Consider the following 10,542-nt stretch of genomic DNA (forward strand, 5'->3'; position numbering starts at 1 on the left):
AAAATACGCTTTTTTAATAAATAAAATTTAACAATAATGACAAATAATCAAACAATAATAGAAGCAGCTTTTGAGGAAAGATCAAAAATAACACCCGATAATGTGTCGGCAGATATAAAAGATGCAATTAACCAAACAATCGATGGGCTAAATGACGGCTCACTAAGGGTAGCATCAAGAATAAAAGATTCACAAAACTGGGAAACACACCAATGGATAAAAAAGGCTGTTCTATTATCATTTAGAATTAAGGAAAATGAAGTGATGGATGGAAATTACACTAAATTTTTCGACAAGGTCGATTCAAAGTTTAATGGATTTGCTGAAAAAGATTTTAAAAATGGTGGTTATAGAGTTGTGCCTAATGCCAATGTAAGAAAAGGAAGTTTTATAGGTAAAAATGTTGTTCTGATGCCCTCTTATGTAAATATAGGCGCATACGTTGATGAAGGAACGATGGTAGATACATGGGCAACAGTTGGCTCGTGCGCACAAATTGGTAAAAATGTTCATCTATCTGGAGGTGTTGGTATTGGAGGTGTCTTAGAGCCCGTCCAAGCAGGACCAACCATCATCGGAGATAACTGTTTTATTGGTGCTCGTTCTGAAGTTGTAGAGGGTGTTGTCGTTGAGGATAACGTCGTCATATCAATGGGTGTGTATATTGGTCAATCAACAAAAATATATGATCGAGAGACTGGGGAAGTTTCGTTTGGAAGAGTCCCACAGGGTTCAGTAGTGGTTTCTGGAAACCTTCCATCAAAAGACGGGTCCTACAGCTTATATTGTGCAGTAATTGTAAAGAAAGTTGATGAAAAAACACTAGGTAAAGTTGGTATCAACGAGTTACTCAGAGGGATTTAAGAAATGCTCCATGTCTATGGCATAAAGAATTGTAATACAGTCAAAAAGGGACTTCGATGGCTAAATGACAATAAAATTGCATTCGATTTTTTTGATGTAAAGAAAGTAGATTTAACTACCAACCTCATCAACGATTGGATTAAAAACATTAGTTCACCCTATACACCAGAGAATTTGGTCAATAAAACAGGAATGACTTGGAGAAAGCTTTCTGAGGACCAAAAAAAATTACCCCTTACAAAGGAAAATATTATTAACTTAATAAAAAAATATCCGACTGCCATGAAAAGACCGCTTATTACACTTGAAGGGAAGGTGTTAGCGATAGGTTTTGATGAAAATATTTATGAAGAAAAAATTAAATGAGTGAAACACTTAATATTGCCAAAGAGCTAATCTCAAAAAAATCAATCACGCCTGAAGATGCCGGATGTCAGGACTTTATGATTCAAAGACTTAAGAAATTAGGATTTGAAATTGAAAATATGCCCCACGGCGATGTAAAAAACTTTTATGCAAAAAAAGGTACAAACAGCCCACTTATTGTTTTTGCTGGACATACTGATGTTGTTCCTCCCGGACCTTTGGAAAAGTGGGTATCGCCTCCTTTTGAGCCAACAATTAAAGATAATACACTATACGGAAGAGGTGCAGCCGATATGAAAACTTCGTTAGCAGCATTTATTGTGAGTATAGAAGAATTTGTATTAGAGAACCCAGGCCATAAAGGAGCTATCGGATTATTAATTACCTCCGATGAGGAAGGGGTTGCTACTGACGGCACAGTTAAAGTAATTGAAGCCCTTCAAGAAAGGCAAGAGAAAATAGATTTTTGTATCGTAGGAGAGCCGACCTCCTCAATTAAATTTGGTGATACAGTTAAAAATGGAAGAAGGGGGTCTCTATCAGCAAAGTTAAATGTGAAAGGGATTCAGGGTCATATTGCGTATCCAGAATTAATTAAAAACCCTATTCACGCAGTTGCCCCTGCAATTGATGACTTAGTGAATACTGTTTGGGATGATGGGAATGAGTATTTTCCTAAAACATCTTGGCAAATTTCAAATATCAATGGGGGTACAGGTGCAACAAATGTTGTACCAGGGAATGTTGAGATATTATTTAACTTTCGGTACTCCTCATCAACAACCGCTGATTTATTGAAACAAAGGGTTGAGTCTATTCTTAATCAACACGACTTAGAATTTGAATTAGATTGGCAACATTCTGGCCAACCATATCTTACAGAGAGAGGTATGCTTGTGGATATAATATCCTCATCAGTCAGTGAGGTATGTGGTTTTAAACCTAATATTTCAACAACAGGGGGCACGTCCGATGGGAGGTTTATTGCAAAACTTTGTGATCAAGTTGTAGAATTTGGCCCAATCAATGAATCCATACATAAAATTAATGAGCACGTCGATATCAATACCATTGATAAACTCAAAGATATTTACAAACTAACATTAAAGAAGGCACTAACCTAAAAAGGATAATTTTTTTTTGCTCTTTTCTTGATTGTAACCTGCGGTGTTATGAACTGAGTTAAATCGAAGCCATGGTCCTTCAAAACCTCCTTCACATCTTTTTGACTCAACTCTAAATGCATCCCCCTTTTAAGGTGAGGGGGTAGCCTAATCTCTCCAAATCTAACCCTAATTAAGCGACTGACTGTGAAATTTAGTTTTTCAAACAGCCTTCTCACTTCTCTATTCCTACCTTCTTTGAGGGTTACCTTATACCAGTGATTTACCCCTTCCCCACCCTCAAAAATTATCGATTCTAGACTTGCTTTACCATCCTCAAGGAGAATACCCTCTGTTAACTGTTTCATCTGAATCTCGGTTAACTCTCCCAAAATCCTTACAGAATATTCTCTTTCTATTTCATATCTCGGATGCATTAATCGATTTGCAAAAGAGCCATATGTGGTAAAAATTAATAAGCCGGAAGTATTAAAATCTAATCTTCCAACAGCAACCCACTTCTCTTTTTTAAGCCTGGGAAGATTATCAAATACGCTAGGTCGATTTTTTGGATCACTTTTTGAAACAATTTCACCATCCGGTTTATGATAGAGAAGAATTTTTGGGAGTAAAGTTTCGTCACTCAGTCTTATTAACTTCCCATCAAAAACTATCTTATCTTTTGAGGATACGGCTTGACCAACATGCGCAGGAGCGTTATTTACTTCAATTCTATTTTCTTGAATGGCTTTTTCAATCCCCCTCCTTGAACCAACACCCAGTTGCGCCAATGCTTTTTGAATACGCATTGATGAAGATTCTTTTAAATCATCCTGAGATCCTTTTTTAGCCAATGTAGTTACTCTTCTTCTTTAAGGGCACTTACTTCTTGAACGCCAGGCTTCGGTGGTTCATTATCAACAGTTTGATTCAAAGGAGATTGTTCCAAGTCTTTAAATTCTGGAAGTTGTGCTAGTGTCTTTAAACCAAAATCATCAAGAAAGTGTTTTGTCGTGGCATAAAGTGAAGGTCTTCCAGGAACTTCTTTTTGACCAATGATATCTACCCACTCCCTCTCAATTAGTTGCTTAAGAGAGTTTGGATTTAATGAAACCCCTCTTATTTTTTCAATATCACCTCGCGTTACAGGCTGGCGGTAGGCAATGATAGCTAACACTTCCAATACTGCCCTAGAATACTTAGGCACTCTATCTGGGTTAAGTTTTTTTAAGAATTCTGAATACTCTAATTTTGATTGAAATCGATATCCATGCGCTACTTGAATTAATTCTAGAGACTTATCTTGCCAATCCTGCTTAATCTCATCAAGCAACATTCTCACTGTTGAGCGCTCAATATTTTTATCAAACATTTTCTGAAGATCATCAATAGATAAGGGTTGATTGTTCGTCAACAATGCAACCTCAATAACCTTTTTTATTTGATTATCTTCTGCCATTAAGTCTCCTCAAGCTGTATATAAAGAGGGGAGCAGGGTTCTTGTTGATTAATTTTTATTAATCGCTCTTTTGATAACTCGAGTATTGCTAAAAAACAGACTACTAACTTTGGAATCGGATCTTTCTCCTCGTTAAAAAAATGTGAAAATTCTAGTAGGCTATTTTCTTTGAGGGATCTTAATATGGAAGTCATATGCTCTCTAACTGATAACTCTGATTTAGCAATTTTATGTTGCTCAAACTGCTTTGCTCTTTTTATTACATTTACCCAGGCACTGTAAAGATCATCTACATTTACTTCGGGCGGAAGTTTACTTACTTTTGTTTCAAAATAAGCATTAGCAACCAATGTATCCCTACCGACTTGTGGCATATCATTGAGCTCTTCAGCTGCTGATTTCATCTGCTCATATTCAATTAGCTTTCTAACCAAGTCCGCCCTAGGGTCATCCTCCTCCTCTAAGTTTTCTGGTTTGGGCAGTAGTAACCTAGATTTAATTTCAATGAGCATTGCCGACATTAACAAGTAATCTGCTGCAAGCTCGATATTTATTTTCTTCATCTGCTCAACGTAATTAATGTATTGACTGGTCAAGTTAGCCATAGGAATATCAAGAACGTCGATGTTATCTTTTCTAATCAAATATAAAAGAAGATCTAAAGGCCCCTCAAAAGACTCCAAATAAACTTCAAGCGCTTCGGGGGGAATGTAAAGATCTAAGGGGAGTTGTGCGATGTCCTCGCCATACAATTTCGCACCAATCTCATTATTAATTGATTCTGACATTTAAAAACTAATCCCCATTACTTCTCTAACATCCCTCATTGTATCCCTTGCAATCTTTCTTGCTTTTTCACAACCCTCTCCGATTATGCTTTGCACAAGTTCTGGACTCTCTGCATATTTCTTTGCTCTTTCGCTAATGGGCTCTAATTCTTTTGTGATGGAATCAATCACGGGTTGTTTACACTCAATACACCCCATACTTGCATTTTTACATCCACTTCCAACCCATTCCTTTGTTTTTTCATCAGAATATACTTGGTGTAATGGCCATACGGGACAATTCTTAGGATCGCCTGGATCTGTTTTTCTTATTCTTGCAGGATCAGTTGGCATGGTTCTTATTTTCTTTTGAATATCCTCAGAGCTCTCAGTTAATGCAATAGTATTGTTGTAAGACTTAGACATTTTCTGACCATCAAGACCTACCATTTTAGATGCGGGCGTTAATTTATATTCAGGTTCTATCAGAATAATTTTTCCTCCACCCTCCAGGTAACCTAGTAATCTTTCTTTATCTCCTAAACTTAAGATTTGTTGCTCATCAATAAGTGACTGGGCTGATTCTAAAGCCTGTTCATCCCCCTCCTCTTGGTATGCATCCTTAAGCTCTTTATAAAGCTGGCCCTTCTTTGTACCTAATTTCTTTATTGCTTCTTCAGCCCTTTCCTCAAACCCTTTTTCTTTTCCATATAAATGATTGAAGCGCCTTGCCACCTCTCGTGTAAATTCGATATGTGGAACCTGGTCTTCGCCCACAGGGACTTGCGTTGCTCGATAAATCAAAATATCTGCGCTCTGAAGCAACGGATAACCTAAGAACCCATAAGTCGATAAATCTTTTGAAGATAACTTTTCTTGTTGATCTTTATATGTCGGCACTCTCTCTAACCAACTCAAGGGTGTGATCATTGACAAAAGTGTATGAAGCTCTGCATGCTCTGGAACCTTTGATTGAATAAAAATGGTTGCGTTTGCAGGATCAACGCCTGCGGCAAGCCAGTCTATAACCATACTTGTGACATTTTTTTCAATAATTTCAGGTGCGTCATAATGAGTAGTCAACGCGTGCCAATCGGCAACAAAAAATAAGCACTCAAGCTCATGTTGAAGATCTACCCAATTTTTTAGAACGCCGTTGTAATGTCCTAAATGTAGGCTGCCAGTCGGTCTCATGCCAGATACTACTCGTTCAATTGCCATTTTTAATACCCTTTTTAACCAAAAATTGTCAAGATAATATTCTGACTAACTCTTATTAACGGAGACAATATCGCTCCTAATAAACCTGTTGCAAGCAAAAAAATTAAAATGAAAAACCCATACCTTTCCAACCCTGCCAATTTACTTGACCAAGGATAAGGAAGCAAGCTGACTGCCACTCTTCCACCATCTAATGGAGGCAGAGGCAGTAAATTTAATACCATTAAGACAATATTAATCTGAATGCCTGCTACCGCCATAACGCCTATAAAATTTTGTCCGATGCTAGGTACCAATTGTTGGTTTGAATATACAATTGTCCAAAAAATTGCCATTAAGAGATTTGCACCCGGCCCTGCCAAGGCGACCCATAGCATATCTTTTTTAGGATTCCGCAAATTAGAAAAGTTAACGGGGACAGGTTTTGCCCAACCAAAAATAAAACCTGCCTGTAAAAAAAATAATAGTGCGGGCAAGATTATCGTGCCAAGCGGGTCTATGTGTCTAAGCGGATTTAAGGAGATACGATTAAGATGGAATGCTGTCATATCTCCAAAATATTTAGCAGCATAACCATGTGCAGCTTCATGAACAGTAATAGCAAATATGATAGGCAAAGAGTAAGCTGCAAGTTTTTGAATGAGGGTTAAATCCATAAACTAAACTTTAAAGCAATGATTGATGGGAAGTAATTTTTCATATTCAATTAAATAACTTTTTTAAATTTTCCCACTTAGACCATATGGGAATAGAGTTATCCGGTAGTTGGCTTATATTGCCTAACGCCCGATGAGAAATACCTTTTCCGTGAAAATCTGACCCACACGAAGCATATAAATCAAAACTTTCAGCGAGATTAGAGAAATAATTGGCCTGCGATGGATCTTGGCTTCCTGACATGACCTCTACACCAGCACCACCCAAGTCTTTAAATTCCTGAAATAATCGAGGGTAGAGCTTACTACCCATATCATAGCGTCCAGGATGGGCAATAATTGCATCGCCTCCTGCCCCATTAATTAAATTTATTGATTCTTCCAAGGAAATCCATTCATGATCAACATAACCTGGCTTACCAGGCGTAAGAAATTTCTTAAAAACTGCTCCAATATTTTTTGCATACCCTTGCGAAACTAAAAATTGCGCAAAATGAATTCTTCCTATTGTGCTACTTTTGGCATAGGTTTTAGCCCCATCCAAAGCTCCTTGAATGCCTGCCATACCAAGACTATCTGACATTAGCTGCGCTCTTTTGAAGCGACCATCCCTTATTTTTTTTAAACCGTCAAATAACGGCTTATCCTCTTTATCAAAATTTAAGCCAACTATATGAAGGGTTCTTTTATTCCATGTGACCGAAATTTCTACGCCATTAATAAAGATAATATTCAAATTTTTCGCAGCATCACCTGCCTCTTTTAGTCCGGCAATATCATCGTGATCTGTCAATGCAATGGCCTGAACATTATTTTCAGCAGCATGAAGCATCAAATCAGAAGGGGTCAGAAGGCCATCAGATATATTGGAATGGGAATGAAGATCTATTATAGGTATATTCATATTTACACTATAATTATATTAGTTATTAACCTTCAAGAATAGAGAAAGTTTTCCCAATGAAATTTTTATACGATCTTTTACCAGTAATTCTTTTTTTTGTTGCTTATAAAATCTATGACATCTTCACTGCCACAGCTGTTGCGATCGCGGTTACCCTTCTCCAAGTATTTTATGACTATTTCAAAAATAAAAAAATCGACAAGATGTTACTTTTTAATGGAGCTGCCATTACAATCCTAGGTGGGCTAACTATTATCTTTCAAGATAAAACCTTCATCATGTGGAAACCCTCCGTCTTATATTGGCTTTTTGCAGGAATTTTATTTATCTCAAACTCATTCTTTGACAAAAATTTAATTACGCTTGCGATGGGAAAAAAAATAGAATTAAAAAAAGTTCACTGGGATCATTTAAGTAATGCCACAGGTTTATTTTTTATAGTTCTCGGGTTTATCAACCTATATGTTGCCTATAATTTCGAGGAAGATACTTGGGTAAATTTTAAGCTTTTTGGGATTACAGGTATCTTGTTTATATACATCATTTTTCTAACCCTCTACATCTCAAAGGTCAGCAAGAAATAAATGTGGTACGTTATTTTATGCAAGGACAGACCTAACAGCCTCTCACTCCGACTTGAGGGACGCAAGGCTCACCGAGAAAGATTGGTAAAACTTCAAAATGAGGGACGACTGCTTGTAGCTGGCCCCTTCCCTAGCTCAGATTCCTTAGAGCCAGGCGAAGAAGGTTTTACTGGGAGCATGATTGTTGCTGAGTTTAAATCCATAGATGATGCAGAGACTTGGACAAAAAAAGATCCTTACGTTTCGATGGATGTATATGAGGATGTTGAGGTAAAGCCTTTCATTAGGGTGCTTCCTGGGTAACTACAAAAATGACTGAAGATATCATTAAAGAAAGACTTACATTTTTAAAACCAACTCAATTCAATTTAGAAAACGAAAGTGAATTGCACCGAGGCCATAAAGGCAATACAGGTGGAGAGCATTTTAATTTATATATTGTCAGTGAATTATTCGAGGGCAAGAATACGATGGAGCGCCACCGTATTATTTATAAAGCACTTGAAGGTCTTATACCCAAAAAAATTCATGCCTTAAGTTTAAAAACATTTGCGCCAAAAGAACTTTAAATTCTTGTAATGAGAATAGTTCTCATTTAAAATTATTAAATGATTTTAACTGAACTAAGCGAAGGTGAGATTGCAATAGTTGAAGGGTTTGTAAAACAAACCTCCTTCAATGATAGATTGATTGCGCTTGGCATAAAAAAGAATAAAGAAATAAAGGTTATAAGAAAATCTAGTTTTGACGGACCCCTTCATGTTGAGGTTGGCACAACTCAACTAATGTTAAGAAATCTAGTCGCAAAAGAAATAATAATATCTCAAGAGTAAAAAAATCATTTAAATGAAAAAAACAGTTCTTATAGGAATGCCTAATACAGGCAAGTCCACATTTTTTAATAAAATCAGCGGTGCTTCGGCAAGAGTTGGAAACTGGCCGGGGATAACTGTCGATCTAAGCAGTATAAAAACATTAATAAATGGTGGAATGACCGAGCTAATTGATTTGCCTGGAATATATAATTTAAATGGTTATTCTGAGGATGAAGAGGTCGTAATAAACTTTATTGATAACAATAAAATAGACCAAGTCTTTTTTATTATGAATTCAACGCAAATTGATAGACAGCTCCCCCTGGCTATAAGCATACAAAAACTTGGGGTTCCGGTCATCATATTGGCTAACATGATTGACGAAGCCAAAGCACTAGGCATCACCTTTGACTTCGAACAAATGACGAAGTTACTTGGTTGTCCAGTCCTTCCAATCAGTGCCAAGTATGGCCAAGGACTCGAGAAGATAAATAATACAATTAATACTCCAAAAAAAATAAAGGCTGATCTTCAAGCAATTGATGAGCAACTTTTATCGCAAAAGGTTTTTGATGAAACAGTAAACATGCCTCTTATCTTAAACGATAAAAAAACTAAGTTGCTTGATAGTATTTTTCTTCATCCATTTTTTGGAATTCCAATATTTTTAATTATTATCTTCAGCTTGTTCCAATTTATCTACACATTAGGTGCCCCCATTCAGGAATACATGGGAGATTTGTTTAGCTATCTACAGATAAATCACCTTCAAGACTTATCAACTAACTTACCACCCCTACTTAAAAGCTTTTTATTCGACGGCTTGTATGCTGGCTTTACCACAGTGGCTGCGTTTGTCCCGATAATAATTATTTTTTTCTTTGTAATGACCATCGTAGAAGATAGCGGATACTTTTCAAGGGCCGCGTTTTTAATGGATAAATTGATGGAAAAGATGGGTTTGGATGGAAGAGGTTTTGTAATGATGCTCATGGGTTACGGTTGTAACGTTCCAGCCCTTATGGGGACAAAAATTATGCGTAATCAGAACTTAAGATTTTTGACTATGCTAACTATCCCTTTTTCGCTCTGCTCAGCAAGGCTTCAGGTTTTTTTGTTCCTTACCTTGGCTTTCTTATCCTCATTCTATGGGGCATTAACTTTATTCTTTTTATATTTACTTAGTTTCTTTACTATTTTCCTAACTGCGATAGTTTTTAAAAATAAATATAAAAATCGTGAGCCTTTAATTCTTGAGTTACCCCCCTATCGCTTTCCAACAATCTCTCATATATTTAAAAGAGGTAATCACGAGGTATTTAACTTTCTAAATCGAGCTACAAAATTTATTGTTTTAGGTGTGGTTGCTGTATGGTTGCTTACCTACTTCCCCAGCGAGTATCCAGTTGCGAGCGAGAACACTTATGCTGGAAGAATTGGTAGCTTCTTTGAGCCTATTTTTAGCCCTATCGGTATTGATCAAATGTTAATCGTTGCATTAATGTTTGGCTTCATAGCCAAAGAAATACTCATTGGTGCATTAGCCGTTATATTTGGCTTTGAGGGTTTAGAGCTCGGCAATCATCTAAAAGAAATTTTTACTAATGGGCAAGCGATAAGCTTTATGATTTTTACTTTAATTTATACACCATGTGTTTCAACCATCGCGACTATTCGTAATGAATCAAAAAGCTGGCGGTTAACATTAGAGTCTGTCATCTGGTCACTCCTGCTAGCATGGATAGCTAGTTTTATTTTCTATCAGAGTTACGAATATTTTGTAAAATGAAATGAATGATTAGT

Annotated in this window: 14 protein-coding genes; 8 read left to right on the plus strand and 6 right to left on the minus strand. The window is 36.7% G+C overall.

Translation table 11 applies throughout. The annotated features are described in order from the left end of the window. Positions 1–36 precede the first annotated feature (36 nt). The 3 genes from dapD to dapE are packed head-to-tail and all read left to right on the plus strand — an operon-like array spanning position 37 to position 2,354. On the plus strand, positions 37–864 hold the full coding sequence (dapD, locus tag K6112_02580; GenBank protein QZP18243.1) for a 2,3,4,5-tetrahydropyridine-2,6-dicarboxylate N-succinyltransferase: 828 nt from the start codon (positions 37–39) through the stop codon (positions 862–864). Between the two features lie 3 nt (positions 865–867). Further along, positions 868–1,230, plus strand: a complete 363-nt coding sequence (locus tag K6112_02585; GenBank protein QZP18244.1) for a Spx/MgsR family RNA polymerase-binding regulatory protein — start codon at positions 868–870, stop codon at positions 1,228–1,230. After that, complete coding sequence (dapE, locus tag K6112_02590; protein ID QZP18245.1) at positions 1,227–2,354, plus strand: succinyl-diaminopimelate desuccinylase; 1,128 nt, start codon at positions 1,227–1,229, stop codon at positions 2,352–2,354. Before K6112_02585 ends, dapE begins: the two co-directional genes overlap by 4 nt. On the opposite strand, the gene K6112_02595 is transcribed toward dapE, so the two are convergent. Genes K6112_02595 through K6112_02620 form a run of 6 tightly spaced genes read right to left on the minus strand, consistent with a single transcriptional unit; the run spans position 2,351 to position 7,340 of the window. Beyond that, positions 2,351–3,142: a pseudouridine synthase gene (locus K6112_02595; protein ID QZP18467.1), complete on the minus strand. Its 792-nt coding sequence runs from the start codon at positions 3,140–3,142 to the stop codon at positions 2,351–2,353. The genes dapE and K6112_02595 overlap by 4 nt on opposite strands. 50 nt (positions 3,143–3,192) lie before the next feature. Continuing rightward, positions 3,193–3,792: an SMC-Scp complex subunit ScpB gene (scpB, locus tag K6112_02600; GenBank protein QZP18246.1), complete on the minus strand. Its 600-nt coding sequence runs from the start codon at positions 3,790–3,792 to the stop codon at positions 3,193–3,195. Beyond that, positions 3,792–4,580 (minus strand): segregation/condensation protein A, encoded by a 789-nt coding sequence (locus K6112_02605; GenBank protein QZP18247.1) that lies wholly within the window; start codon positions 4,578–4,580, stop codon positions 3,792–3,794. Before K6112_02605 ends, scpB begins: the two co-directional genes overlap by 1 nt. Then, on the minus strand, positions 4,581–5,780 hold the full coding sequence (locus K6112_02610; protein QZP18248.1) for a tryptophan--tRNA ligase: 1,200 nt from the start codon (positions 5,778–5,780) through the stop codon (positions 4,581–4,583). A 14-nt stretch (positions 5,781–5,794) separates the two neighbouring features. Beyond that, positions 5,795–6,436 carry a site-2 protease family protein gene (locus K6112_02615; protein QZP18249.1) on the minus strand — a complete coding sequence of 214 codons (642 nt, stop codon included), beginning with the start codon at positions 6,434–6,436 and terminating at the stop codon, positions 5,795–5,797. A gap of 46 nt (positions 6,437–6,482) precedes the next feature. Continuing rightward, positions 6,483–7,340, minus strand: a complete 858-nt coding sequence (locus K6112_02620) for a PHP domain-containing protein (GenBank protein ID QZP18250.1) — start codon at positions 7,338–7,340, stop codon at positions 6,483–6,485. Positions 7,341–7,396: 56 nt separating this feature from the next. On the opposite strand from K6112_02620, the gene K6112_02625 reads away from it, so the two are divergent. The 5 genes from K6112_02625 to feoB are packed head-to-tail and all read left to right on the plus strand — an operon-like array spanning position 7,397 to position 10,528. Beyond that, a complete protein-coding gene (locus tag K6112_02625) occupies positions 7,397–7,924 on the plus strand; it encodes a septation protein A (GenBank protein ID QZP18251.1) in 528 nt (175 codons plus the stop codon). Next, the gene (locus tag K6112_02630) at positions 7,925–8,227 is read left to right on the plus strand and encodes a YciI family protein (protein QZP18252.1); all 303 of its coding nucleotides are present in this window, start codon (positions 7,925–7,927) and stop codon (positions 8,225–8,227) included. A gap of 8 nt (positions 8,228–8,235) precedes the next feature. Next, positions 8,236–8,493 carry a BolA family transcriptional regulator gene (locus tag K6112_02635; protein ID QZP18253.1) on the plus strand — a complete coding sequence of 86 codons (258 nt, stop codon included), beginning with the start codon at positions 8,236–8,238 and terminating at the stop codon, positions 8,491–8,493. A gap of 39 nt (positions 8,494–8,532) precedes the next feature. After that, the gene (locus K6112_02640; GenBank protein ID QZP18254.1) at positions 8,533–8,757 is read left to right on the plus strand and encodes a ferrous iron transport protein A; all 225 of its coding nucleotides are present in this window, start codon (positions 8,533–8,535) and stop codon (positions 8,755–8,757) included. A gap of 13 nt (positions 8,758–8,770) precedes the next feature. After that, positions 8,771–10,528, plus strand: a complete 1,758-nt coding sequence (gene feoB / locus K6112_02645; protein ID QZP18255.1) for a ferrous iron transport protein B — start codon at positions 8,771–8,773, stop codon at positions 10,526–10,528. Positions 10,529–10,542 lie beyond the last annotated feature (14 nt).

It is taken from the genome of Methylophilales bacterium (assembly GCA_019823025.1).
Lineage (GTDB): Bacteria > Pseudomonadota > Gammaproteobacteria > Burkholderiales > Methylophilaceae > BACL14.

Bases quoted from the DNA above. Each gene is read 5' to 3' on its own strand.
- dapD (QZP18243.1), top strand. From the start codon at position 37: ATGACAAATAATCAAACAATAATAGAAGCAGCTTTTGAGGAAAGATCA.
- K6112_02585 (QZP18244.1), top strand. From the start codon at position 868: ATGCTCCATGTCTATGGCATAAAGAATTGTAATACAGTCAAAAAGGGA.
- dapE (QZP18245.1), top strand. From the start codon at position 1,227: ATGAGTGAAACACTTAATATTGCCAAAGAGCTAATCTCAAAAAAATCA.
- K6112_02595 (QZP18467.1), bottom strand. From the start codon at position 3,142: ATGCGTATTCAAAAAGCATTGGCGCAACTGGGTGTTGGTTCAAGGAGG.
- scpB (QZP18246.1), bottom strand. From the start codon at position 3,792: ATGGCAGAAGATAATCAAATAAAAAAGGTTATTGAGGTTGCATTGTTG.
- K6112_02605 (QZP18247.1), bottom strand. From the start codon at position 4,580: ATGTCAGAATCAATTAATAATGAGATTGGTGCGAAATTGTATGGCGAG.
- K6112_02610 (QZP18248.1), bottom strand. From the start codon at position 5,780: ATGGCAATTGAACGAGTAGTATCTGGCATGAGACCGACTGGCAGCCTA.
- K6112_02615 (QZP18249.1), bottom strand. From the start codon at position 6,436: ATGGATTTAACCCTCATTCAAAAACTTGCAGCTTACTCTTTGCCTATC.
- K6112_02620 (QZP18250.1), bottom strand. From the start codon at position 7,340: ATGAATATACCTATAATAGATCTTCATTCCCATTCCAATATATCTGAT.
- K6112_02625 (QZP18251.1), top strand. From the start codon at position 7,397: ATGAAATTTTTATACGATCTTTTACCAGTAATTCTTTTTTTTGTTGCT.
- K6112_02630 (QZP18252.1), top strand. From the start codon at position 7,925: ATGTGGTACGTTATTTTATGCAAGGACAGACCTAACAGCCTCTCACTC.
- K6112_02635 (QZP18253.1), top strand. From the start codon at position 8,236: ATGACTGAAGATATCATTAAAGAAAGACTTACATTTTTAAAACCAACT.
- K6112_02640 (QZP18254.1), top strand. From the start codon at position 8,533: ATGATTTTAACTGAACTAAGCGAAGGTGAGATTGCAATAGTTGAAGGG.
- feoB (QZP18255.1), top strand. From the start codon at position 8,771: ATGAAAAAAACAGTTCTTATAGGAATGCCTAATACAGGCAAGTCCACA.